Source organism: Acidimicrobiales bacterium (genome assembly GCA_025455885.1).
Taxonomy (GTDB): Bacteria; Actinomycetota; Acidimicrobiia; order Acidimicrobiales; family Acidimicrobilacustridaceae; genus Rhabdothermincola_A.
This window is the reverse complement of the sequence record JALOLR010000007.1, coordinates 47,304-72,222: the sequence shown is the minus strand read 5'-3', so window position 1 is coordinate 72,222 and position 24,919 is coordinate 47,304. Positions and strand designations below refer to the sequence as shown.

Sequence of the window (24,919 nt, the reverse complement as noted above, 5' to 3'; positions counted from 1 at the left end):
TGGGAGCTGCCGTGGGGCGGAGCCCGGCGACGGTTACCGTCGGTTTCGTGCGCGTCGCCGCAGTGCAGATGCAGTGCCGACCCGACCCGGACGCGGCGCGCGAGGCCGCTGACGCCTTGGTGTACCGGGCCGCCGCCGACGGCGCGGACCTGGTGGTGCTGCCCGAGCTCTTCGCCGCGCTGGGCCGCCGGGAGGCCATGGTGGCCGCCGCCGAGCCGCTCGACGGGCCGACCGTCGGATGGGCCGCGCACCGGGCGCGCGCCGAGCGGTGCTGGCTGGTCGCCGGGAGCTTCGTCGAGCGGGACCCCGACGGGCGCCTCTACAACACGTCACCGCTGATCTCACCCGACGGCCGTCTGGTCGCCTGCTATCGGAAGGTGCACCTGTTCGACGTCGGGGTGGAGGGAGCGGCGACCCGGGAGTCCGAGACGTTCAGCCCCGGTCCCGGACCGGTGACCTGTGCCGTGGACACCGCGCCCACCGCCCCGGTGCTCGGGCTGACCACCTGCTACGACCTGCGCTTCCCCGAGCTCTTCCTCGCCGAGGCCCTGCTCGGCGCGTCGATCATCGCCGTGCCGTCGGCGTTCACCGCGGCCACCGGTCGCGCCCACTGGGAACTGCTGGTGCGCACCCGGGCCGTCGAGAACCAGGTGGCCGTCGTGGCCGCCGACCAGTGGGGCACCAGCCCTGACGGGATCGTCCGCCACGGGCACTCGATGGTGGTGGATGCGTGGGGCACGATCCTGGCCGAGGCCGGCGCCGAGGGCGACGCCGTCGTCGTGGCCGACGTCGACCTCGACGCGCAGACCCGGATCAGGGAGCGCCTCCCCAGCCTCGCCAACCGCCGACCCGGGGCCTACCGGCCCCCGGCGTCGGGTCAGGGCACGTACTCGTAGGCCGAGAGAGCTCCCGGGAAGAGCTCGTCGAGGTAGGCCCGTTCGAGCGACGCCGCGGCCTGGGGAGCGTCGATGCCGAACACGTTGCGGAGCTGCGCGACGGTGAGCTGGTCGATGAGGTCGTAGGCGACCTGCGGGTCGATGTTGGCCTCGGTGCAGCCGTCCTCGCCGCGCGCCAGGAGCGCATCCGGCGCAGGGATCCGGCCGGAGAACTGCATGAGGCCACCCCCGGCACGGATCGGGGCGCACAGGTCGGTGAAGGCGTTGTGCCCTCCGCCGGCGATGACGGCGAAGCGCTTGGGGGGCGCGAGCCAGGCGAAGGTCCGTTCGATGTTGGCGAGGGGGATGGTCTCGTCGACCTCGCCGGCGATGATCATCGACGGCTTGTCGGGGGGCGGCGTGGCGGCGTACGCGGCGTCGATGGCCTGGTCGACGAACGCCCGGCGGGCCTCGGCGTCACTGCGGATCGCCTCGGGCACGTCGATGCTGACCCCGTAGCCCGGGGCGCGACCGATGACCGTCTTCACCTCCGGGTCCTGGGCGAACCGCAGCACGGCGCTGCCGCCGGCGCTGAGTCCTTCGGCGGCAAGCTGGTCGAGGTTCATGGCCCCGGCCAGCGGACCGGAGGTGTTCTGCTCGCCGAGCAGCGCCAGGGTGGCGCGCAGCACGGCGACGTCGTCACCCTGTCGGGTCTGGCCGAGGGTGGAGGCGGCGAGGTCGCGCTCGATGTGCTCTGGGGAAGCGGTGACGAAGCCCCACGACGCCATGTGTTCGAAGTGCTGGGAGGCGAAGGCGGCGTAGTCGCCCGCACCGTGGGAGTAGATGATGGTCGGGAACGGCCCCTCCGGTGAGGGCGCCGGCTGATCGTAGGAGTCGAGGGGAATGTCCTGGACGATCTCGGGCGGGATCACCGCCCGCACGGACTCCGGGAACCCGATGATCGAGCTGTACCCGTCGATCGGGGCGGCGTCGGCGACGGCAGCCGGATCGGCCGGGTAGAAGACGTAGACCTGTCGGTCGGGGAGGGCCAGGATGGTGCGGCCGACGGGGTAGGGGCCCCGCTGGCTGAAGTCCACCGGTGCGGGCGGCGCGGTGGTCGCCGGGGAGGACGAATCAGAGGAGTCGCTGCACGCCCCCGCTACGAGGGCGAGCCCGACGACGGCGGCGACGAGGGCGGCCGTGCGCCGGCGGCGGGCGCCCAGGGCGCGGCGGCGCTCGACGACGGTGTTGATCTGGGCGTTCATGGTCCCCCTGCTGGTCACGCCGACGGCCCGTCGGCGATGTCGAGCGGTCAGTCTGCCCGATGGTCGAGCGTGGCGACGGGACCGGGAGCGGAGATCAGCGTCCGTCGTCGGCGTCGAACCGGGCCGCGGCGGCGCCGTAGATGCCCTTGGCCATGAGCGACGTCTCGAGGTGCCGTCGCGCCCGGTACACCTCGGCGGCCGCGGCGGCCGCCGCCGGGTCGTGGGGGTCAGCCTGGACGGCCCACTCGGCGAGCTGGCAGGCGAGGCGGAAGCCGTCGGGGTCGGCCGCGGCCGTGGCGTCGTCGGCCAGTGCCCGGGCCCGGTCGGCCAGGACCGCGACACCCCCGGCCAGTGCCGCCACCTCGGCGGCGACCGCCGCGTCGGGGGCGGGTTTCAGGCGGGCGGGGTTGCCGTCGTACCAGCCGCCGTAGAGGCGCCAGATGTTGCGGACCACGAACTCGGGCTCGTCGTACACGGGCCGGAGGTAGGGCCGTTCGAGCAGCTCGGCCGGCGCCCGCACGGCGTGCACGATGGTGTCGAGGGTCGCCCCGGCGTTCATGAGCTCGAGGGTCTGGGCGACGAGGCTCTCGAGCACGGTGGCCGTCTCGTCGAGCACCCTCGCGATGCGCTCGGCGCCGGCGATGGGGAGCCCGTGGGCGGGCAACAGCAGCTCGGGGCGCAACGCCGCGATGCGCCGGAGGGCCTCGGCCCACTCCCGCGGGTGGCGTTGCACCTTCTGGGGGTTGCCGGCGTTCGGGAACACCCAGATCAACAGATCCCCGACGCTCACCGCCCGCCGTGCGGGGACCCACGTCCAGGTGTGGTCGTCGGTCTCGCCCTTGCCGTGGTGCAGCTCGAACACGGTGCCCCCCACGTCGAGGGTCGCCTCGTCGCGGTAGGTGACGGTCGGGCCGACGAAGTCGGCGAAGAACGCCGGTGTGCCATCCGGGTTCGACCACGTGAACGCGTTGCCCGTCCCGAACTGGCGGGCGTTGACGGCGCCGTTGTAGCCGTCGGTGAGCCCGTAGCGGGCGAAGCGCTCCGGCACCGCCTCGTGGGCGACGACGGCCGGCCGGGGCCGGCCCCGTGCGGCGGCCTCGGCCAGGATCGCCGGGGCGCCGCCCACGTGGTCGACGTGGCCGTGGGTGTACACGAGGGTGTGCACCGGGGCGTCGTCCCATGCGCGCAGCGCCCGCAGGACGTGCGGGGCGAGCGAGTCGAGCGAGGCGTCGAAGAGCACCAGCCCGTCGTCGGTGGCGAAGGCCACGACGTGGGAGAAGGACTCGACGACGGCGATGCCGTCGGCCACCTCGGAGAGCTCGAGGGTGATGCGGTTGGGGGGGCCGAGCTCGGCGGTCGGGTCGTCACCGGCGGCTGCATCGACGAAGCGCGCCGAGAGATCCAGCAGGTCGGCCACGGGCTCAGCCGGCGCCGAACATGGCCAGCCACTGCTGGGCGTTGCGGGGCCGGAACACGAAGTTCGTGCGCCGGGTGTCGCCCATCGAGGCCGAGGGGTCGGCCGAGTACTGGTGGCCGGGGAACAGCACGGCGTCGTCGGGCACCTTGGCCAGCTTCTGGGTGAGGCTCTCGTAGAGGGCCAGCGGGTCACCGCCGGGCAGGTCGGTGCGCCCGCACCCGTCGAGGAACAGGGTGTCGCCCGAGACGAGGCGCCCGTCGACGAAGAAGCACTGGCTGCCGGGGGTGTGCCCGGGGGTGTGGATCAGCTCGATGGGGATGTCGCCGACGCGGACGACGTCGCCGCTGGCGTGGCTGACGAGGTCGGTGGCCTCGAGGCCGGTCACCTTCTGCACGTGGGGAGCCTCGTCGGCCTGCACGTGGACGGGCACCGGATGGGCGGCCATGAGCTCGCGGAGCCCCTCGATCGGGTAGCCCATCATGTCGCCGCCCACGTGGTCCTGGTGGTGGTGGGTGGCGAGCGCGCCGGTGAGGCGCATGCCGTCGGCGGCGAGCACGTCGAGGATCCCGGCGATGTCGTAGGCCGGGTCGATGGCCACGGCCTCACCGGTCTCGCGGTCACCCAGGAGGTAGACGAAGTTGACCATCTGGCGGGCCACCGGGTCGGTGCGGGCGATGTCGCGGCCGGCGAGGAGCTGGCGGAAGTAGAGGCGGCTCGGGACGGCGGAGTCGGACATTCGCCCATTCTGCCCGCCGTTGGCACACTGGTGACGTGGGTGTCAGCGCGCACGACCCGAACCGTCCCCCCCTCCGAACTGGTGCGTCCCCCGCTCGCCAGAGCGATCCCACGACGCACCAGTTCGAGCGGGGAGCGGAGGCACGGGCCGCCGCGGGGCGACGGGCGGCTACTGGGAGACGGGCGGCCGGGACGATGGTGCCGCCCCCGTCGGCGCTGCCCGACGTGCTTCCCACCGAACGCCTGACCGCCACCGGGATGCCCGTCCCGGAGCTGCGCGCCGAGCTGCGGCGGATCCCGACCCTGCGCAACGTGGCCAACGTGGCCTCGGTGTGGGTGCAGTCGGCGGGACTGCTGGCCCTGGCCTGCTGGGTCACCGTCCGCGTGCCGCTCGTGGTGGCGCTGGCGGTGTGGGCGGCCACCTTCGTGCTCATGGGCCGGGCCTTCGCTCTCTTCTCGATCCTCGCCCACGAGGCCGCCCACCGCCTGCTCTTCGCGCGCAAGCGCTGGAACGACGCCGTGGGCCGGTGGCTGCTGGCCTACCCGGCGTTCGTGCCGTTCGACATCTACCGGCGCAGTCACTTCGCCCACCACAAGGACGAGCTCGGGCCGAACGAGCCCGACCTGAACCTGTACCTCGGCTATCCGATCACGAAGGCCTCGTGGCATCGCAAGCTGCGGCGTGACGCCCTCGGCTCGTCGGGGTGGAAGAACCTGAAGGGGTTGTTGCGCGCCGTCACCTCCCCGCTCGGTCGGCCGTTCGCGCTGCGCATCCTCGGCACCCAGGCGGTGCTGGCGGTGGCCCTCGGCGTAGCGTCGGGTCGCTGGTGGCTGTGGCCGGTCATGTGGCTGGCACCGTGGATGACGGTGTGGCGGGTGCTCAACCGGCTCCGGGCCGTCGCCGAGCACGGGGGCATGGAGCACTCCTCCGACCGCCGCCGCACCACCCACGTCGTCGACCAGCACCCGGCGGCGAGGTTCTGGATCGTGCCGTTCAACACGGGCTGGCACCTGGCCCACCACGCCGACATGGGCGTGCCCTTCCAGCACCTGCCGGCGCTGCACGACGAGCTGGTCGCCTCGGGGTGGGTGACACCGGAAGCGACCTTCCGCAACTACCGGGATCTCTGGAAGACTGCATCCTCGGGCTGACGCCGCGCCCGCGCCCGCCGCTCTCTCCAGGGGGACCACCCATGACCGACGTCGACGCCGCTCGAGCCGCCCGCACCCACGAGCCGCTCACCGACCAGTTCATGGGGGTCGAGTTCTCGATCGAGGACGCCCCGGCCTTCTACGCCGACCTCCGGGCCAGGGGCCGGCTGCTCTGGAACGCCACCCAGGGCTTCTGGGTGGCGCCGCACCACGCCGAGGTGATGGCCGTCTCGACCGACCCGGCCACCTACTGCTCGGGCAAGGGGATCATCACCTTCGAGATCGGTGCCGAGTACGCCTCGCCGCCCACCATGATGCACACCGACCCACCGGACCACACCCGGTACCGGTCCCTCGTGCAGCCGGCCTTCGGCCGCCGGGTCGTCAAGACGCTCGACGCCTCGGTGCGCGACGCCGCCCGGGTCCTGGTCGACGCGCTCCCCCTCGACGAACCCGTCGACGTCGTGGCGCCCCTGGCCGTTCCGTTGCCCGTCCAGGTCATCGCCCAGCTCCTCGGGCTGCCCGAGGAGCGGTGGGACGACGTGTGGGCGTGGTCGGAGGCCTCGATCCCCGGCACGGAGATCTACGCCGACGCCGAGCGCCGGGCCGCGCTCAACGCGGAGATGATGGCCGAGCTGTTGCGGCTCGTCGGCGAGGCCCGCACGAGCCCCAAGGACGACGTCATCTCCCAGCTGGTGGGCCTCGAGGTGGACGGCGACCGGCTGACCGACGACGAGATGACGATGTTCCTCAACCAGCTGCTGGTGGCCGGCAACGAGACGACCCGCAACACCATCTCCGGTGGCCTGGTGGCGCTGGCCCAGAACCCCGACCAGTGGGCGAGGCTCGTGGCCGACCGCTCGCTGGTGCCGAGCGCGGTCGAGGAGATCCTGCGCTGGACGACGGCGGTCATCTACTTCATGCGCACCGCCACCCGCGACGTCGAGCTCGGCGGCCAGACCGTCGTCGCCGGCGACCCGATCGTGATGGTCTACTCGTCGGCCAACCTCGACGAGGAGGAGTTCGGACCGACGGCCTCGACGTTCGACGTGGGCCGGTCGCCCAACCACCACGTGGCCTTCGGGTTCGGTGCCCACTTCTGCCTCGGCGCGGCGTTGGCCCGCCTGGAGGTGGCGGCCGTGCTCGACGCCCTGCTCGACAAGGGCGTCACCCGTCTCGAGCTCGCCGGGCCCGTCGTCCGGTCGGTGTCGAACATCATCGCCGGCACCGTCTCGGCCCCGCTGATCCTGCACACCGACTGACGATCACGCCTCCCGACGGTCGCCCTCGGCACGGCGGACGACCTCGCGCAGCGGGAGGCCGAGCGCCTTCGCGGCCGCGGCGGCGTCGTCGTACTCGGCCTTGACCCGTGACCCGGAGGCCTTGAGCCGCACGTCGTGACCGTCGACGTCGACGGTCACGACCGACCGGCTCTGAGGCCAGCGCTGCATGGTGACCCCACGGACGCCGAAGGTGCCCGTCTCGGCGACCATCACGGCGCGCACCGCCTCCACCCGGGCGGGATCGGCGAGGGCGTGCACGGTGTGAGCGGGGCGGCCCTTCTTCATCACGATCGGCGTGAGCCAGGCGTCGTGGGCACCGGCGTCGAGGAGGGCGGTCACTGTGTGGGCCAGGGTCTCGCCGGTGACGTCGTCGACGTTGGTCTCGAGCAGCACCACGGGCTGACCGTCGACGCCGCCGCCGGTGCGGGTGGTGGTCCCGACCACCACCTGGGTGAGGTTGGGACGGTCGCCGAGGTCGGCCGCACCGGCGCCGAACCCGCTGGCGGTGATCGTCATGGCCGGCATCGGCCCCCATCCCACGACGTTGGCGGCGAGCAGCGCGGCACCGGTGGGGGTGGTGAGCTCACGGGCGATCGGCAGACCGTAGGTGGGGGCGCCCGCCAGGAGCCGGACGACGGCCGGGACGGGCACAGGCAGCTCGCCGTGGGCGGCGCGCACGGTGCCGAGGCCGTCGGCCACCGGGCTCGACACCACCTCGTCGACGCCGAGCACCTCGAGGGCGGCGCACGTGCCGACCACGTCGACGACGGCGTCGAGGGCGCCGACCTCGTGGAAGTGGACCGTCGCCGGTGACCGGCGGTGCAGGTGGCCCTCGGCGACGGCGAGGGCGCGGAAGGTGGCCAGCGCCCGGCGGGCCACCCGGTCGGGGAGGCCGGCGGAGGCCACGACGGCGGCGACCTCGGCGGCGGCGCGATGGGGCGGTTCGGGTTCGGTGTGCACGTGCACCTTGGTGGCGCCGATGCCCGACCGGGTGACCGTCTCGGCCTCGAGCTCCCACCCTCCGACGGGCAGGCGATGCAGCAGCGCCCGCACCTCGTCGAGGTCGGCCCCGGCGTCGAGCAGGGCACCGAGGGCCATGTCGCCGGCGATGCCCGAGAAGCAGTGGAACCAGGCGACGGTGACGTCGGGTCCCTCCGCCGCCGGGACGGTGACCCCGTCCCAGGCCACCGGGGCGTCGTCGTGGGCGTGCCCGTGGTCGTGGTCGTGACCGTGATCGTGGGGCGTGCTCACCGGGCGTCCCCGGCCGGCCCGTCGTCGACCAGGGCACCCGTGCCGCGACGGGTCCCGTCGAGGGCGCGGAGCACCGCGCACGCCGCCCCGAAGCCGTTGTCGATGCCCACCACGGTGAGCCCCGAGGCGCACGAGGCCAACATGCCGAGCAGGGCGGTGACCCCGTCGAGGCCCGCGCCGTAGCCGACGCTGGTGGGCACCGCCACCACCGGCGCCGGGGTGAGCCCCGCCACCACGCTGGCCAGCGCCCCCTCCATCCCGGCCACCACGACGAGGGCGTCGCAGGCGACGAGCTCGTCGACGGCGTCGAGGACCCGGTGCAGCCCGGCGACCCCGATGTCGGTGATGCGCAGCGGTTCGAGGCCGTGGGCGGACAGCGTGACGGCGGCCTCGTCGGCCACCGGGAGGTCGGCGGTTCCGGCCGAGACGACCGCCACCCGCTCGGGCCGGACGGATGCCGGGCGCCAGACGACGGTGGCCAGCGACCGCCCGTCCGGGTCACCGCCGCCGGCGTGGACGGCGCGGCCGCCGGGGTTGGCCGAGGTAGCGGCGTCACGCTGGGCCGCGTCGGCGCGTGACAGCAGCACCGGGGCCGATCCGGGCTGGGTGAGGAGCTCGGCCACGATGGCGGCGCACTGGTCGGGGCTCTTGCCGGGGGCGTAGACGGTCTCGGCCATCCCCTGGCGGAGCTGGCGGTGGTGGTCGATGCGGGCGAAGCCCAGGTCGACGAAGGGGAGCCGCCGCAGCTGCGTCACCGCCTCGTCAGGGCTCGTCGCGCCCGATCGGATGTCGTCCACCAAACCTCGCAGGGCTGCTTCGTCCATGTCGTTATCCTCCCCGATCGTGACACCCACCGCCGCACCGCTCTCGTCGAGCCCCGAGTGGGCGGCGCGCACCATCGCCTACCTCGGGCCCGTGGGGACCTTCTCCGAACAGGCGCTGCACACCCAGCCCGACCTGGCCTCGGCCCACCTCGTCGCCATGCCCACGTTCTCGGCGGTGCTCAACGCCGTCGAGGCCGGCGAGGTGGATCTCGGGTTCGTGGCCATCGAGAACGCCATCGAGGGCAGCGTCAACGTCACCCAGGACACGCTCGCCTTCGATGCAGAGCTGTTGATCCAGCGCGAGGTGGTGATGCCGGTGCACCTCGACCTCATGGCGCTGCCCGGCGTCACCGTGGACGACGTGGAGCGGGTGTGGTCGTACCCCCACGCGTTGGCCCAGAGCCGCAAGTTCCTCGGGCGGGAGCTGCCGAAGGCCGAGGCCGAGGCTTCGAACTCCACCGCCGACGCCGCCCGCCTGCTCGCCGAGCACGGCGACCGCCACGGGGCCGCCATCGCCCCGGGTCGCGCCGCGGAGGTCTACGGCCTGGAGGTGCTGGCCCACGCCATCGAGGACCACGACGACAACGCCACCCGGTTCGTGCTCGTGGCACGGGGAGGCATCCCCGCCCCCACCGGCCACGACAAGACGTCGATCGTGGTGTTCCAGCGCGCCGACGCCCCTGGGAGCCTGTTGTCGATCCTCCAGGAGTTCGCGGCCCGGGGCATCAACCTCACGAAGCTCGAGTCGCGCCCCACCCGCCGGGGGCTCGGCGACTACTGCTTCCTGATCGACCTCGAGGGGCACCTCCGTGACGACGTGGTGGCCGACGCGCTGCGGTCGTTGAAGACCAAGCAGGCCGATGTGAAGTTCCTCGGGTCCTACCCCGCCGCCGGCGACCACGGTCCCGCCGTGCGCGAGGAGGTGGCGCTGGCCGCCGAGCGCGCCGGCGCCTGGATCGACGAGCTGCGCGCCGCCATCGGGAACTGACGCTCACCGCTCGGTGCGCGGCTCGCGGCCGCCTCGTCACCACCCGGCCCGACGGGCGGATGGGGAAGCGCTCCGAGTCGGGCCGGTAGGGTCCCGCCCGGAGGGATGGCAGAGCGGACGATTGCGACGGTCTTGAAAACCGTTGAGGGGCGACCCTCCGGGGGTTCGAATCCCCCTCCCTCCGCCGAACGGCCGTGCGACGTCCGGCGCGGCCGACGGGCCGGTGCGTGGCCGTGCTGCGCCTGCGGAGCCGCCACCGCGACGCAGCGCCCCGTGGGTTGCCGGGGCGCTGCGTCGAGGATCCTTCGGGGCGGGTCGAGCCCGCCGGCGCGCGATCAGCCCGTGAAGCGGGGGCTGGCGGTCGCAGCCTGCGCGGCCGGGGCCGCGGCGGTGGTCTCCGGGGTGGGCTCCGTCTCCGGCACGTCCGGCACGCAGTCGACGGTCACGTCCTGGGTGAAGGTGAAGTCACCTTCGACCTCGAAGACCTGCACGGTGTAGACCCCGTCCTCGAGGGGCGCGCCGCCCTCGCCCGTGAGGATGATCGGGTCGAGGCCCTCGTCGGTGTCCGGCCGGTCCAGTGCGCTGGCCACCTCGACCTCGCCCAGGAACAGGAAGGTGTCGTAGTTCGTGCTGATGTTGTCGAAGATCTCGACGTCGACACTCGCCACCGGGTCGCAGAGCGCCGTGGCCGAGGCCGACTGCACGATCTGTCCACCGGCGGATGCCGGAGCTGCGAACGCGAGCACGCCGGCCGCGAACGCCGAGGCGAGACCGACCGCCACGATCCTGGACATTCGGGACTTCGAGAGCTGACTGCGCACTGGTTCCGCCTTTTCGTCGTCGCGACGTCGTCACGATCCGATTGATGTCGTTCAGATGAACCGGCTCACCGTAGCAATGAGGCCGTGGCGGGCCCGAAACGCTCTCCTCCCACGAGGATGTGGTCGAATCGGCGGGTGGCCAGGGACGAACGATCTCAGCTCTACTTCGCGTACGGCTCGAACCTCGATCCCCACCAGATGTCCGACCGCTGCCCGGGGGCGCCGGCCGAGAGTGCGGCCCGGCTGGACGGGTGGCGCTTCCGCATCGGCGATCGAGGGGTCGCCACCATCGTTGCCGAGGCGGGGGCCGTCGTGTGGGGTGGCCTGTGGCGGCTGACGATCGGGCACCTGGCGACCCTCGACGGCCACGAAGGCATCGGGCAGGGGCGGTACCGCCGCGAGCAGATCCGGGTCCGGACCGTGGACGGGGAGACGACGACCGCGCTGGTGTACGTCGAGCGGTACCGCGGCGACGGCGCGCCGAGGGACGGCTATCTCGAGCGGATCCTCCGGGGCGCCGCCTGGTTCGGTCTCCCCGACCGGTACCGCGCCGAGCTCGACGGGTGGGCGGACGGAGCCGGAGCGGGGGCCCGCGGTCGGCCTGTGTAGTCTTTCCGGGCCTGGAGAGGTGCCGGAGTCCGGTCGATCGGGCCTCCCTGCTAAGGAGGTGACGGGGCAACTCGTCCGTGGGTTCAAATCCCACCCTCTCCGCTGACCGTGGGCCCTGCTTCGGCGGGGCCCACGTCCGTTCCCGGCCCGCACGGCGCCGCACGTGCACGAGGTGATCCGTTGGCCTTCCCGACCCGGCGCCCGGTACAGTCACCGGGCCACACCAGCGCTCGTAGCTCAATTGGATAGAGCATCTGACTACGGATCAGAAGGTTGGGGGTTCGAGTCCCTCCGAGCGCGCGAGATAAGGCCAGGTCAGAGCGGTGAGGCGACGGGCTGCCGGCTCGAAATGACCCCAGGTGCAGCCAAAGGTGCAGCCAAACAGGCTGCACGTACCGCTACGGACGCCGCTGGAAATCCGTGGACGGAGTGGTGTGTGCTGGGGGCCCGCGTCGAACCAGCACCCGGTCATCGCAGACGCACCGCCTCACAGCGATCGAACCCCTCAACGACCGGGACACTCACCGCACTCGCCGTGACAGCAGGACACAGGTCGAGGACCACCGACACAGGCTGTCGTAGTGTCGTGCGGTCATGGCGGACGAGCTCGATGGTCTCCTAGGGCGGGTGGAGGACCCGGCGCTGCGGGCCGATCTGCGCGCCCACATCGATCGCCTTCGTGCTAAGCGCACCTTTGGGCTGGTATTCGAATCGCACCTACCGGAACGGGTCCGGCTTCCCGAGCACCCGGTGCGGGCCGGCGCGAAGGTCGCTCTCCGCGACGACGCGGCCAGTGCGACCTACCAGGTGATGAACGTCCGCAAAGGCACAGCGACGATCCGGAAGGTCAGGCACCCGGACGGGTCGAAGCTCACGACTGAAGAGGTCGCGGCTTCGGACGACGAGCATCTCAGAGTCGATGAGCTGGTCGTGATCGCCGACTTCGGCGAACCGATCTACCCCGGGCTCCGCCGGCTCGGCTCGGTCGACCGTGGTAGCGACAAGCCCGCCCACGTGGTGATCAAGGGCGAGAACCACCACGTGCTCGAGGCGCTCCAGTTCACCCACGCCGGCAAGGTCGACTGCATCTACATCGACCCGCCATACAACACCGGGGCCCGCGACTGGAAGTACGACAACAACTACGTCGACGACACCGACGCCTACCGCCACAGCAAGTGGCTCGCCTTCATGGAACGCCGGCTCCTTCTGGCGAAGGAGCTGTTGAACCCGGAGCGCTCGGTCCTCATCGTCACCATCGACGAGAAGGAGGTTCACCGGCTCGGGCTCCTGCTCGACCAGACCTTCGCGGGAAGTCGGACCCAGATGGTGAGCTCGGTCATCAACCCTGCGGGCACTGGACGGAAGTCCGAGTTCTCCCGGACAAACGAGTACCTCTTCTTCTTGCAGTTCGGGGAGGTCACGATCCAGCCGATGGCACCGGACTCGGACGAATCGGTCCCGGTCGAGTGGGAGCCGTTCCGACGACGAGATCTCGAATCCCGGCGGGGGACTTCGAAGGGTGGGCGATCGCAGTTCTACCCGGTCTATGTAGACATCGAATCACGACAGATCGTAGGAACGGGTGACCCTCTGCCGAGCGACAAGGACCGCAGAGAGGCGCCGGAGCGACCGGGTTGTGCGTCCGTGTTCCCAGTTCGCGAGGACGGGACGGAGATGAACTGGGCTCTCACCCGCGAGGCGTTCGAACAACGACTTCAGAACGGGTACGTCCGGCTGGGCCGCCATCAACCTGGCGGCCATCAGGAGTACGTGGTCTCGTACCTACGGACTGGACCGATCGCCGATATCGAGGAGGGCCGAGCGATCGTCACAGGGCGCAACGACGACGGGAGCGTGATCGCCCGATACCCGACGGGGAAGCGACGGATGCCGCTGACCCAGTGGGACTTCGCTTCTCACGACGCTCAGCGGTACGGAACCACCTTGCTGAACGCATTGATCCCGAACCAGCGCTTCCCGTTTCCCAAGTCGCTCTACGCCGTCGAGGACTCACTCCGCATCGCAGTCGGTGAATACCCCGAGGCCGTGGTGCTGGACTTCTTCGGCGGGTCGGGAACCACAGCGCACGCTGTCGCTCGGCTGAACCGAGAGGACGGCGGCCGACGCCGTTCTATTTGCGTCACGAACAACGAAGTCTCAGCGAGTGAGGCCGGTTCGCTCCGCAAGCAGGGCTACCGCCCCGGTGATCCGGAGTGGGAGGCGCTCGGGATCTTCGAGCACATCACCCGACCCCGGATCACAGCGGCCGTCACCGGCCTCACGCCGGATGGCCAGCCAGTGAAGGGTGACTACAAGTTCACCGACGAGTTCCCGATGGCGGAGGGCTTCGACGAGAACGTCGAGTTCGTCGAGCTGACCTACCAGGACCCGGACGACGTCGAGCTCGACCTTGCGTTCGAGGCGATCGGGCCGTTGCTGTGGATGCGAGCTGGGAGCCGAGGCCCGGTGATCGACGCGTGTCTCGACCCGGCCGGCCGGCGGAAGCCGTACACGTGGACCGAGCAGTACGGCGTCCTGTTCAACGCCGACCGGTGGCGAGTTTTCGTGGAGAACCTCCCAGCGACGGCGACCACCGCGTTCGTGGTCACCGACTCGCAGGCCACCTTTGCCGGGATCTCGGCTGAGCTGCCCGGGCACCTCGACGTGATCCGGCTCTACGAGAACTACCTGACGACGTTCCGGATCAACGAGGGCCTCGTCTGATGCGTTACGAGCTCATGGACTACCAGCGCTCGGCGGCCATCGAGGTGCTGGACCGGCTGGAGCGGGCGAGGAGTGATTGGTCGAACGGCTATCGCTCGTCGTTCGCTCTGTCGGCCATCACCGGGTCCGGCAAGACGGTGATCGCGACTGCGGTGGTCGAGGCACTGTTGTTCGGGTCGGCCGATCTCGGTGTCGACCCTGATCCGCAGGCCACGTTCTTGTGGATCACCGACGACCCCGCACTGAACCGTCAGACCCGTAACCGCATGCTCACCGCCTCGGACCTGCTCGCTCCGCGGGCGCTGGTCGAGATCGATGACGGCTTCCTCAACCCGGCGCTTGACCCGGGTCGGGTGTACTTCCTGAACATTCAGAAGCTCTCGAAGAAGAGCCGACTTGTACAATCCGGCACGAACCTCCGCCAGGCATCGTTCTGGGAGGTCCTGGCCAGCACCATCGCCAACGGGAAGACGACCCTGCACCTCATCCTCGACGAAGCGCACCGAGGGATGAAGCAGGCGTCCGACCGCAAGACGATCGTGCAGCGCCTGATCCACGGCGAGCCCGGCTCCAACCCACCGGTCCCCACGGTGTGGGGCATCTCCGCCACCATCGATCGCTTCACCAAGGCCATGGGCCAGACGACGGATCGCACCCGCTATCCCGACGTCGAAGTCGCCATCGATCAGGTGCGCGCTTCGGGCCTGGTGAAGGACGAGATCGGCCTTGAGCAGCCCGATGAGAAGGGGACCTTCTCCACCACGTTGTTGCGTGATGCGGTGAAGGCCACCCGCACCTTTGAGCAGCGCTGGGCGGCGTACTCGGTTGCCGAGGGGGAGCCGGAGGTGCTGCCGGCGCTGGTCGTGCAGGTGCCGGACAAAGCCAATGAGGCGAAGCTCACCGAGATGGTGTCGGTCATCGAGTCGGAGTGGCCCGATCTCGATTCCGACGCCATCGCCCATGTGTTTGGTGAGCATGAGCCCATCGTGCTGGGGTCCCGCACCATCGATTGGGTTCCGGCCGAATCGATCCAGGGAGACACCGACATCAGGGTCGTGCTCGCCAAGGAGGCGATCTCCACTGGGTGGGACTGCCCGCGAGCCGAGGTCCTCTACTCGGAGCGCCCGGCGAGTGATGCCACCCACATCGCCCAGGTGATCGGGCGCATGGTCCGCCAGCCGCTCGCGCACCGCATCGCCACTGACGACGTCCTCAACTCGGTGACGTGCTACCTGCCGCTGTTCGACTCCAAGAAGCTCGCTGCCATCAAGGACGAACTCGAAGGCAACGGTGCCGATGCACAGCACGAGGTCGGCCCGCTGGTGGTGAGGGCCCCGATGGTGTTCGACCGCAACCCGAACCTCGATCCCGAGGTTTTCGAGTTCCTCGAGACTCTGCCCAGCATCCCCACCCCCGACCCATCAGCCAGCCCCCTGCGTCGCGCCAAGAACCTGGTGCGGCTCCTCGCCGACGACGGCACTGGCCCCGCCCTGGTACCCGACGCCGACGCTCTGCTGACCAAGCGCCTCAACGCCCGCCTCGACGGGCTGGCCGCCGAATACGCCGACGCGGTCGACGCCCAGATCGAGGACCTCCGCACCGCGATCGTTCGCCGAGAAGGTGTCGACCCCGTGGGCCAGACCGCAGAGGTCACCTCCCGGCTGCTCGAAACCCACATCAAGGACCTCGACCGCGACACCCGCAAGATCCTCAACTCCGTTCGAGAGGGAGTCGGCAAGGGCTACTACGCCCACCGAGTGGCCAAGGCCGATCCTGAGGAGAGCCGCCTCAACATCCGGGTCCACGTCGCAGCACTCCTGCGGGTCGACGGAGTGATCGCCAGTGTTGAGGTTGCTGCCACCGAGTTCGTCCAGGAGCACCTGGCCACGTTCTCCGTCGAGATCAGCAACACCACCGGCGCCACCCGGGACGCGTACCGGAAGGTCCAGGAGCAGACCGGCGCACCCGAAGCCGTGACCATCGAGCTCCGGGCCAACGACAAGGCCGCCACCAAGAACGGGAACGGCGCCGACCTCCCCACCTTCGGCGGCCATCTCTACTCCGACGCTGATGGCCAGTACCCCGCCGACCTCAACGATTGGGAGACCAAGGTCGTCACCACGGAGACCAACCGGCCTTCGTTCGTTGCCTGGTACCGCAACCCATCACGAGCCACCCCGAACGCCCTACGGATCGCGTACCGGAACGACGCCGGGGCATGGAGCAGCCTCCAGGTCGACTTCGTGATCGTGTCGCGCCGTGATGACGGCTCGCTCGCCGCGTCGATCGTCGACCCCCATGGTGACCACCTCGCCGATGCGAAGTGCAAGCTCCGAGCGCTGGCCGACTTCGCCGAGGCCCATGGCAACCGGTACATCCGCGTCGTGTCGGTCGCGAAGGGGAGCGACGGGAGCTTGCGCGTGCTCGACCTGCTCGAGCCAGGGGTGCGAGAAGCCGTCCGCGACTTCGATGGTGCGCAGGTGTCTGCGCTGTACGACTCCGCCGTTGCGGTGCCGTATTTGTGATCGACAGTTGGCATGCACGATCGGACCCGAGCTAGGGATCGGATTCGACAGCGGGCAGGGCCTCCGACATCTGCGCAGATCTGAACCGCCGTGCCAGTGGTACTACCAGTGGTGGGCTGCCATCCGGCTGAGCGATCGCTCGGGCGAAGCAGTTGCAGCGGGTGACGACGGCGGCAGCACCGTGGCTGAGCGCCGAGAACTGAGCACTCCCGGGTGTCGAAAGTCATGGCGGGCTGCTCGCGCGGGCCCGTGTACCGTTGTGATCAGGCCTGAGCAGCGGGTGGGGCCTACTCGGGGGGACCTAGTCGGCCCGAGGACCAGGGGGACGAGGTGGCGAGATGGCGAGTGTTCACGACGTAGCGGCTTACATCCTCGAGCAGGCCGGGCCCATGTCGACGATGAAGCTGCAGAAGCTCGTCTACTACTCGCAGGCTTGGCACCTCGTGTGGGACGAGAAGCTGCTCTTCGAAGAGGAGATCCAGGCGTGGGCGAACGGCCCCGTGGTGTACGAGCTGTTCGATGTACATCGCGGATCGTTTCGGGTGGTCCCCCCGTGGCCCAAGCGGGGTCCAGGCCTGTCGAAGGATGAACGTGAGACGATCGATGCGGTGCTCGGAAGCTACGGACATCTTGATGGCCGTCGCCTGAGTGCCCTCACGCATGCGGAAGCCCCGTGGGTGAACGCACGCGGTGACCTGTCGGCAACGGCGCGGAGCAACCGGCCGATCGACACCGATCTCATGCAGGAGTACTACTCGGCTCTCGATCGTGACGATGAGGCTCGGCCGATCGACGAGATCACCTGGGACGACTGAGTCGACGGAATGGCGAAGCGGGATCGACGACCGTCGTCTACGGCCGAGGTAGGGAAGCCAAGCCGAACGCCCAAGGGCCGATCGAGTGGTCCGTCGGCCGGGCAGATGTACGCGCGCTTCTCGTTCGAGTACGCAGACACAACGTACGAGGGTCCCTGGGGTTTCCACACGGACGGAGAGGCATCCCATCAGGTCATGGGTTTGTTCTGTCATCACGGGCGCCGGAAGTGGAACGAGATCTGGTCCGACCAAACCGGGTCGAGGCGTAGGCACAAGAAGCACCACTTCCAGCCGGTGGACTCGCTGTGCGATGAGGCCCAGAAGCGCCTCGGTCAGCTCCGACTAGACGAGGTGTTTGAGTCGGAGATCTTCCGGTTTCGGGATGGGGGCCTTGGCCGGCTCTGGGGCTTCGTTGTGGCCGACGTGTTTCACGTCGTGTGGTGGGATCCAGAACACCGGGTCTGTCCGACCGACCAGGACTAGCCGGACGGCACCATGCCGGGAAGGCTCGCTTCTCGGACGTCAGCAGGGACCGGGGCTGTCGCACTCTCGGCGTACGCTCGGCGCAGCGCTGGGCCGCCCCGACCCGGCCGACTCCCGGGAGGAGCGTCCGAGGATGAACCCGGTGAAGGTGGCTATCGATCAGGCGGCGTGGGTTCCCGAGCGCGACGACATGGACTGGGACCAGGCGGCGGCTCTTGCGATCGACTGGGTCGAGGACCGGTGCAGAGACGAGGGCGGAGCCCGAGCCGTCGTCGTCACGAACACCATCGATTCGATCGGGCACGGGGCGTTGGAGCAGTTCGCCCGAGCGCACGACCACACCACCAGACGCTCCCGTGGTGCTCGGCCCGGACGGCCGGTGCTGGCCTACTGCGTCCAGCTCGAGGACCTCGAGTACGCCCAGAACCTGGGCCGACGATCGTCTCTGGTGGCCGTGGAAGGCTTCAGCGTGCCGCTGTCAGGCTGGGCGGCGGTAGTCGGTGCCGAGGACCTGGCCACAGGCGAGCCGGCCGAGTACCCGGCGGAGCTGACTGAGACGGTTGAGCGCCTCGCGTTCTACGGCAACAACGGGTTCGGTGACAGCTACGGGAAGCGGCAAGCTGATCGGATCGTTGCTGGCCTGTCGGGATGGACGGCCGATCAGCTGTCAGCGTTGCCGGCAGCAGCAGTTGGCGCGGGTGTCAGCGCCAAGGGGGCGAAGAACCTGCAGAAGCTGATTGAGCGCCACAGCGGGCGTCGATAGCCACCTCAGTCGGTCGGCTGGCTAGAACTCGGCGTGGGCTGCGAGAGCATCCGCTAGGTGCACGAGGAGCGCCCAGTCCTTGAGTAGGTCCTCGAGCTTCGGGGGCTGGCTGTACTGGGGACGCGGATTCTCTTGCTCGTTCTCGATGCGGGTGACGATCCGTTGGTCCCACCCGTCGCGCTCGCGGATCACTGCGAGGGCGAGCTCGAGTTCTGTTCCTCGCGCGCGGGCCTCAATGTGCTCGGCGAGACCGTCGGTATCCGCGAGGATCGCTTCGGCGGTGCGCCGAAGGGCGATCTCGCTGGCGGCGGCCTTCACGGGGTCGATGGTCTCGGGGAGTCCCTCAATGGCCTTGGGGTTGAGGCCGGAGCCGGCGAGTAGCCGACGCTGCCGTTCCCGAAGCTCGCGCAGTTCGGGGGTGTCGTAGGGCTTGCCGCTGAGCATGGTTCGTGCCGCCTTGGTCGCCGTCGCGAGCGTCCGCCGCCCGTCTCCGAAGGGAGCGTAGGCGGCTACTCGTCGTGTCGTCGTCTGCCTTCCGGGAGTGGGACGTTCTCGGAGCTCAGCGTTCCGTCGCTGGGAGCCCTCGGCCATCGATCGTCGCGACGACCTGGGTTCTTGCCGTCTGGTTAGGAGGCATGAACGAGAACGTCCTTCACTGCTTGGCGGCCGCGGTAGGTGCGGCTGCGATCGCGTTGCAGCCGCGGCCCGCCGATCGCTGGGGCGAGGCAGCCGTCTCTGCAGTCCTCCCAGGCCCGGTCGGAGAGTCGACCGTTCTCGAGGTGGTTGCGGATGATGCGCATGGTTGCTGTGAGGTGGGCGCGGTCGGTGGCGAGCTGGGCGACGTCCATCGTCGATGGCGCCCGAAGGTCGGTGGGGGCGACCTGTACTTCGCGTTCGCGGGTCGCTGCCGAGGTGCGGTGACGGCGGCGGGTACGCGCCTGGGCTCGTCGTACGAGACGCGTGGCGAGGTTGTCGACCTGTTCGAGATCGTCGGCTTCGAGGATCACGAGGGAGAGTTCGACGAGGAGGTCATCGCGGTAGTTGGCGCTGAGGCGACGGTTCATTCCGGAGCCGAGTCCCCACGAGAGCGCCTCGAGGAGGACCGTTCCTGCGTTGGAGTCGTGGCTGCTGATCGCGGCGAGGGCTCGAACGATCTGATCTGCGTCGGTGAGCCGTTCGCGGTCCCGGATGGTCACTACGAGTGCAGCGCCGTTCGGGTAGCGGGCGAGCTCGGGGTGCTGGCGGATCCAGCGGGCGGGGAGTGGGCGATTGTCGAGATGCCGGTACTCGGCGCGGAGCTGCTGTTGGAGGGTGGGCACGGTGTTCCTTCCGTCGACGGTGATGTGCGGTCCACGGTGCGGATTGCTGGTCCCGGTTTCGGTCCCGGTCGTGGTCCCGATGTGCGGATTCGTCTGCGGTTGCCGCCGCCGGGCTGTCCCGGATGTGGTCCCGGATCCAGTCCCAGGTCCTGGTCACGGCCGCCTCTAGCAGGAGCGAGTCGATGAGGCCTGGAGCAGGTCAAGCGACAGGCGGGTCCGGCTTTGAGAGGGTTGTGATCGCGCTCTGTGCGGCCGTGCTCGGTGCGGCCGCGGTCGTGTTCCTCGGGGCGTGGGTGTCCACTCGCGTCACCGGAGGGTCCGTGGATACGGACCCCAGCGGGTGGCTCAACGCCGTGGTCGCGCTGGGCTCCGACCCTTCTGCTCCCTCAGCGGTGTGGGGTTCGAAGGCGACGGGCGTGCCGGGACCGGCGGTCTACTGGCTGTGCACCGGCATCGCTGCGGCTGCTGCGGTGGGCGCGGGCTGGGGGCTCTGGCGTCTCTGGCAGCGGATGTCGCCGGCCAATCGGGAGCGATTCGGTGTGGACACCGATGCCCGTCAGGCCCGACCGGCTGATGTGCGCACCCTGTCGGTTGGTTCGGCGATGCCTCCGTCGGGCCGGTTCTTGCTGGGGGCGATGGCCCCCCGAGGTCCAGTGCTGGCAACCGAGGATCGGGATCGCCATCCGATGTCGGGGCGGCGAGGGCGGCGGCAGGGGTCGAGGGGGTCGGTGGCGTTGATCGGGCCGACACAGGCAGGCAAGACGGCGTTGTTGTCGTCGGGGATGATCGGTTGGGACGGTCCGGTGGTTGCGTTGTCGGTGAAGCGGGACCTGTATGACGTCACCGCGTCGGCCCGCTCGACCCGAGGCGAGGTGGCCGTGTTCGACCCGGGCGCGTCGACGGGGTTGCCGACTGCGCGCTGGACGCCTCTGCGGGGGGTGGCTACCGCGTCGGGCGCGCTGCGTGCAGGACGGGCGCTGGCGGCGGCGATCCCGACGAGCGGGGTACAGGGTGGTGACTACTGGGCTCAGCAGGGTGAGATGTTCGTGTCCGCCTACATGGCTCTTGCCGGGCTCTCGGTCAGGCTCCCTACGCCTGCGGATGGAGCGCCGCGGGAGCGGTTGACGATCCAGACGCTTACGGGGTGGGCGTTTCGTAGCGCGGGGATCACCGATCCGACGATCCACGAGCTGGTGAGCTCAGGCCTCCAGTGCGGCGATCTGGAGACGCAGCGGCTGGCGGAGGCTGCGGCGTTGAAGCTGACCGCGTTGCACAACGAGGATCCGCGTATCCGCGCCTCGATCTACGCCACTGGCCGGATGGCGTTCGAGGCGTGGGGTGAACCGTCAGTGGCGCACTCGGCGTCCATCGACGCCCGTGACTTCTACAACAGCGACCCCATCGGGGACCGTCGGCCTCGGTTCGTGGATCTCGACTGGCTCACCGGCGGGCCGGCTGGGTCGGCGAACACGTTGTACCTGGTAGCCCCTGATACGGAGTTCAAGCGGCTGGCGCCGGTGCTCGGTGGGCTGCTGGGCGACTTCCGTGAGCAGCTCCACGGTTGGGATATCGAGGGGCGACGGCTGGCGAAGCCGTTGCTGGTCGTGATCGATGAGGCTGCGCAGCTCGAGCTGGCGTGGCTTCCCGAGGAGGTGTCCACCATCGCCGGGCTGGGTGGGATGTTCGTCACCTGCTGGCAGTCGAAGGCCCAGATCGACCACCGCTACGGGACACTCGCTGACGCCGTGCTCGGCGGGCACCGCTCGAAGATCGTGTTCACCGGTGTCGATGATCCGGCGACACTCATGTGGCTGCGAACGGTCGGGGGCACCGAGCATGTCGCTCGCCGCTCCTGGTCGGCCGACACCACAGGGGGTCGGCGCACGGTCTCGGAGAGCTCTCAGCGCGAGGACCTGGTCGCTCCTCATGTGGTGCGACAGATGCTTCCGGGTGAGGCGGTGCTGATCCATGGGACGTTGCCGCCGATTCATCTTCGGTCGCTTCGTTGGTGGGAGCACAAGACTCTCCGGGCGCTGGTCCCGGTTGACGATGAGGGCCGTCCGATCGCCCCGACGGGTGGGACCTGCCCGGTCACCGATCAGGCACCAGAGCCCGGTGGGGCCGGCCTCGGTCGCGCGGTCCATGTGGACTCGAGCCGCAACCTCCCCCCGGTCGCCCCGCCGCCGCCCGCAGCCACCGGCCCAGCGGCGTCGCCACCGCGGCCGTCGGGCCCGGCAGCTGCTCCACCGTCAAGCCCACCAGGGGTGGAGGCATCGGCCATGAGCCCTGACGGCTCGGACGCGGACCGAGCGGTCGTCCCGAACCGGTTCGCCAACCACTGCGACAACTGCGGGCAGTGGGTGATGGTCGGGCAAGGCGCGGCCATTCGCCCTGGGGGACGCGACACCGTGGCCTGTCTCACCTGCTTCGACGCACCGCACGTCGGAGAGGCGGTCTGACCAGGGGCCGGGACCGAAACCGGGACCACTTCCGGGAGCGAGCCAGGCAGTGGAATCTCCTGGTCGGGACTGGTTCCGGGACCGAAACCGGGACCGGCGAGGGTCACGGTCACGGCCATGGTGGTCAACCCGAACCCGATCAGCTTCGACAGCGGCCGGGCGGTCAACGCTTGGCTGGACCGGTGGGCCGGTGACCACCTCCGCGACCCGGACGACTGGCAACAGGCACTCGATCTGACGAGGGACTGGTCGGACTACTCGCCCCGCAACCAGCTCCTGCTCGCGTCCTATCGGGCCACCGGTCCAGTGGCCGGGATCGAGACATGGCAACTGGTGCCCTCGAGGGATGGCGCCACCTGCGCCGTCCGGGCCCGGGAGCACGCCCTACCGGTTCGGGTCCCGGTCACCGCCACGGCTGGCGAACCTGACCCGCATCTCGGTGGGGTTCGTCCCACTGCGGCTGCGGTGGCCGGGTGGGAGTGGCGGGGCGTGTTCTGCGTCGAGCAGCTTGTCCGACGTCCCGACCCGACCGCGCTTGCACGGCCAGTACCGGCGCTCTCGGACGCGGCGATCGAGTCTGCGGCAGTGGCAGCGGCACGGCGGACGATGCGAGGCCGGGTGGCTGAGGCCGGCGATCCGCTCGCCGTGCTCACCGCAGCGGTGGAGCGCATGCCTCGCAACTCGAAGCGTGAAGCTCCGAGCGGGATCCTCTCGATCCAAGCAGCCCAGCTGGTGCTGAGCAGGGTCGGCGAGGCCGGTGAAATGCCGCAGTTCGATCCCGGGCCGCTCGAGGTGCGCGAGCGGTGGGAGTCGCTGCTCGATGTGCTCGACGCCGACCGACGAGTCACTGCCGTGATGGGACGCCATCTCGGGCTGGAACTGCTCGCGTCGCCGCTGCCCCGCATGGCCATCGACGACGACCGCGCCGTGCCGGCCCGCCGCCGCAATCGCCTTCCCCGAGCCTCGGTCGAGCAGCTCCCCCTCGGTCGTTGGGTCGAGGTGGGCCCCTACACCCGCGACGAGTGGGCCACCCGAGGAGAGGACGCCAACGGCAAGGGCCTCTACCGGCGTCTCAACGCGACCGCGTACCTGGTCGTCGTCGAACAGGGTGATCATGCCAGCTGGCGCCTGGAGGACACCCGCTCGAAGGTCGGTGCTGGCCGCCTCGACGGTGGCGAGGACCGCGACCTGGCTGCTGCGCAGGCCAGCGCGATCGCCACGTTGGTCGAGCGTTACCCGCAGCTCGCCGCCGGGGTGCCCCGTCGGACTGAGTCTGTCGGGCGGGTTGGGTGGGAGGCGGTGGAGGGACAGGCCGGCGCTTGGCGGCAGGTCCATCACGGGCGTGTCACCTCCTATGTGGTCCCCGATGAGGGGCAATGGCGCGCGCTCGTGCAGCGAGGCCCGAGCCGGGCCCCCGAGGTCGTCGGCTCCCTGAGACCGAGCTGCGATGAGGCGATGGAGGCTGCCACGGCCGCGGGGCGGCGGGCCCTTCGCGAGGTCGTGCTCGAGGTGCGCGTCGATTTCGACGCCGATCTCGCTACCTACGCGGCGTCGCCCGACTACGCCCGAGAAGGGCTGATCGAGCGTGTCAGTCCCCGGCTCGCCGCTGCGGAGCAGTCCGCTCTCGCGGCTAGCCCCGACCCCGCGCAGCTGGCCGAGCTGCTCGGCGCCGCGGGGGTCACCGCGGTCACCACGGTTGCGGTCCTGCACGCCGAAGGCGCACCCCCAGCCGCGGTCGGGCCGCTGCTCCCGATCCTTGGTATCGCACCGGCCGACGCCATCGGAGAGCTTCACCATCGATGGGGGACCTCACGGGTCGAGGCCGCGGAACTCGTCGATGCCACGGCGGCGGAGATGCGCGTCGCTGGCTGTGAACCCGCCGAGATCCTGGCGTGTCGACCTCGCGATGTCCTGAGCGCACTCCCGGCCGATCCCGGTCTGTGGGACCTCGCCGGCGGCACCCTCGCGGCCGACCACTCCCCCGAGGAGGTCGCAGGGTTCTTGGCCAGCCACGCCCCGAACCCCGACTGCTTCGCCGCAGGGCTTGCCGCCGCCGTCGACGAACCAGCCACCGGACTTGATCTGGCCGGCCGGCGAGGCATGCCGGCCGAGGCCATCGCCGCCACCTCGGAGCGCTACGGCCTCTCCCCCGCCGACACCGCCGCTGCGCTCGCCGCCGGCTCGGTCCCTTCACATGTCGCGGTCGCTGCGCTGCACCTTCGTTGTGACGAAGACCCGGTCCTCACCACCCAGATCGCCCGTTCTCAGCTCGGGCTGCGAACCGACACCGTCCTCGAGGCGCTGACCCGTGAGCTCCCACCCGAGGAGCAGATCCACCTCCGAGACCGGCTCCGTGCCGTGGCGCCGCTTAGCAACGACCGGACCGCGCTGATCGCGGCGCACCAGCCCTCTGCGACCACCCCGCCTCGGCGGGTCGAGAAGAGCGAAGCGCGGCGGCTGCTGGAGGCGCTCCCCGAGCCTGACGAGCACCGCCCCGATGACCGACACGGGCTCCTCCTCGACCTGCCCGAACCATTCGCTGTCACCGGACAGTCGCTCCTCGACGCCCTTCCCGCACCGGACCTGTCCCTCTAACCCACGGAGCACA

19 protein-coding genes and 3 tRNA genes are annotated in these 24,919 nt (G+C 70.3%); 14 read left to right on the top strand and 8 right to left on the bottom strand.

The annotated features are described in order from the left end of the window. Positions 1 to 47: 47 nt before the first annotated feature. Positions 48 to 896 (top strand): carbon-nitrogen hydrolase family protein, encoded by an 849-nt coding sequence (locus MUE36_07310; protein ID MCU0310732.1) that lies wholly within the window; start codon positions 48 to 50, stop codon positions 894 to 896. Here MUE36_07310 and MUE36_07305 read toward each other — a convergent pair. The 3 genes from MUE36_07305 to MUE36_07295 all read right to left on the bottom strand — a co-directional run bounded on the left by MUE36_07305 (position 878) and on the right by MUE36_07295 (position 4,293). Further along, positions 878 to 2,158, bottom strand: coding sequence for a hypothetical protein (locus tag MUE36_07305; protein MCU0310731.1), 1,281 nt, complete (start codon positions 2,156 to 2,158; stop codon positions 878 to 880). The genes MUE36_07310 and MUE36_07305 overlap by 19 nt on opposite strands. Positions 2,159 to 2,234: 76 nt before the next feature. Next, a complete protein-coding gene (locus tag MUE36_07300) occupies positions 2,235 to 3,557 on the bottom strand; it encodes an MBL fold metallo-hydrolase (GenBank protein ID MCU0310730.1) in 1,323 nt (440 codons plus the stop codon). A 4-nt stretch (positions 3,558 to 3,561) separates the two neighbouring features. Further along, positions 3,562 to 4,293, bottom strand: a complete 732-nt coding sequence (locus MUE36_07295; GenBank protein MCU0310729.1) for an MBL fold metallo-hydrolase — start codon at positions 4,291 to 4,293, stop codon at positions 3,562 to 3,564. Positions 4,294 to 4,487: 194 nt separating this feature from the next. Here MUE36_07295 and MUE36_07290 point away from each other — a divergent pair, with 194 nt between their 5' ends. Continuing rightward, positions 4,488 to 5,444 (top strand): fatty acid desaturase, encoded by a 957-nt coding sequence (locus MUE36_07290; protein ID MCU0310728.1) that lies wholly within the window; start codon positions 4,488 to 4,490, stop codon positions 5,442 to 5,444. Positions 5,445 to 5,485: 41 nt separating this feature from the next. Next, complete coding sequence (locus MUE36_07285) at positions 5,486 to 6,706, top strand: cytochrome P450 (protein MCU0310727.1); 1,221 nt, start codon at positions 5,486 to 5,488, stop codon at positions 6,704 to 6,706. Positions 6,707 to 6,709: 3 nt separating this feature from the next. On the opposite strand, the gene larC is transcribed toward MUE36_07285, so the two are convergent. Together larC and larB are read right to left on the bottom strand one after the other, a co-directional pair. After that, on the bottom strand, positions 6,710 to 7,978 hold the full coding sequence (gene larC, locus MUE36_07280; protein ID MCU0310726.1) for a nickel pincer cofactor biosynthesis protein LarC: 1,269 nt from the start codon (positions 7,976 to 7,978) through the stop codon (positions 6,710 to 6,712). Continuing rightward, positions 7,975 to 8,802, bottom strand: coding sequence for a nickel pincer cofactor biosynthesis protein LarB (gene larB / locus MUE36_07275; GenBank protein ID MCU0310725.1), 828 nt, complete (start codon positions 8,800 to 8,802; stop codon positions 7,975 to 7,977). The genes larC and larB overlap by 4 nt, the downstream gene beginning before the upstream one ends. 19 nt (positions 8,803 to 8,821) lie before the next feature. Here larB and pheA point away from each other — a divergent pair, with 19 nt between their 5' ends. Next, a complete protein-coding gene (gene pheA / locus MUE36_07270) occupies positions 8,822 to 9,790 on the top strand; it encodes a prephenate dehydratase (GenBank protein ID MCU0310724.1) in 969 nt (322 codons plus the stop codon). Between the two features lie 99 nt (positions 9,791 to 9,889). Further along, positions 9,890 to 9,974: transfer RNA gene (locus MUE36_07265), tRNA-Ser, on the top strand. 151 nt (positions 9,975 to 10,125) lie between these two features. Here MUE36_07265 and MUE36_07260 read toward each other — a convergent pair. Next, a complete protein-coding gene (locus tag MUE36_07260; GenBank protein MCU0310723.1) occupies positions 10,126 to 10,584 on the bottom strand; it encodes a hypothetical protein in 459 nt (152 codons plus the stop codon). A 162-nt stretch (positions 10,585 to 10,746) separates the two neighbouring features. On the opposite strand from MUE36_07260, the gene MUE36_07255 reads away from it, so the two are divergent. The 7 genes from MUE36_07255 to MUE36_07225 all read left to right on the top strand — a co-directional run bounded on the left by MUE36_07255 (position 10,747) and on the right by MUE36_07225 (position 18,533). Then, the gene (locus tag MUE36_07255; GenBank protein MCU0310722.1) at positions 10,747 to 11,220 is read left to right on the top strand and encodes a gamma-glutamylcyclotransferase; all 474 of its coding nucleotides are present in this window, start codon (positions 10,747 to 10,749) and stop codon (positions 11,218 to 11,220) included. 13 nt (positions 11,221 to 11,233) lie between these two features. After that, positions 11,234 to 11,322: transfer RNA gene (locus tag MUE36_07250), tRNA-Ser, on the top strand. A 124-nt stretch (positions 11,323 to 11,446) separates the two neighbouring features. Further along, positions 11,447 to 11,520, top strand: a tRNA-Arg gene (locus MUE36_07245). Positions 11,521 to 11,814: 294 nt separating this feature from the next. Beyond that, complete coding sequence (locus MUE36_07240) at positions 11,815 to 13,947, top strand: hypothetical protein (GenBank protein MCU0310721.1); 2,133 nt, start codon at positions 11,815 to 11,817, stop codon at positions 13,945 to 13,947. After that, positions 13,947 to 16,472, top strand: a complete 2,526-nt coding sequence (locus MUE36_07235; GenBank protein MCU0310720.1) for a DEAD/DEAH box helicase family protein — start codon at positions 13,947 to 13,949, stop codon at positions 16,470 to 16,472. The genes MUE36_07240 and MUE36_07235 overlap by 1 nt, the downstream gene beginning before the upstream one ends. A gap of 398 nt (positions 16,473 to 16,870) precedes the next feature. After that, positions 16,871 to 17,287 carry a DUF4065 domain-containing protein gene (locus MUE36_07230; protein MCU0310719.1) on the top strand — a complete coding sequence of 139 codons (417 nt, stop codon included), beginning with the start codon at positions 16,871 to 16,873 and terminating at the stop codon, positions 17,285 to 17,287. A 616-nt stretch (positions 17,288 to 17,903) separates the two neighbouring features. Next, on the top strand, positions 17,904 to 18,533 hold the full coding sequence (locus MUE36_07225; GenBank protein ID MCU0310718.1) for a hypothetical protein: 630 nt from the start codon (positions 17,904 to 17,906) through the stop codon (positions 18,531 to 18,533). A gap of 21 nt (positions 18,534 to 18,554) precedes the next feature. On the opposite strand, the gene MUE36_07220 is transcribed toward MUE36_07225, so the two are convergent. Both MUE36_07220 and MUE36_07215 read right to left on the bottom strand, forming a co-directional pair. Then, complete coding sequence (locus MUE36_07220) at positions 18,555 to 19,124, bottom strand: hypothetical protein (GenBank protein MCU0310717.1); 570 nt, start codon at positions 19,122 to 19,124, stop codon at positions 18,555 to 18,557. A gap of 35 nt (positions 19,125 to 19,159) precedes the next feature. Further along, complete coding sequence (locus MUE36_07215; GenBank protein ID MCU0310716.1) at positions 19,160 to 19,852, bottom strand: hypothetical protein; 693 nt, start codon at positions 19,850 to 19,852, stop codon at positions 19,160 to 19,162. 728 nt (positions 19,853 to 20,580) lie between these two features. On the opposite strand from MUE36_07215, the gene MUE36_07210 reads away from it, so the two are divergent. Together MUE36_07210 and MUE36_07205 are read left to right on the top strand one after the other, a co-directional pair. Then, complete coding sequence (locus MUE36_07210; GenBank protein ID MCU0310715.1) at positions 20,581 to 22,311, top strand: type IV secretory system conjugative DNA transfer family protein; 1,731 nt, start codon at positions 20,581 to 20,583, stop codon at positions 22,309 to 22,311. A gap of 117 nt (positions 22,312 to 22,428) precedes the next feature. Next, positions 22,429 to 24,906, top strand: a complete 2,478-nt coding sequence (locus MUE36_07205; protein MCU0310714.1) for a hypothetical protein — start codon at positions 22,429 to 22,431, stop codon at positions 24,904 to 24,906. Positions 24,907 to 24,919: the final 13 nt, after the last annotated feature.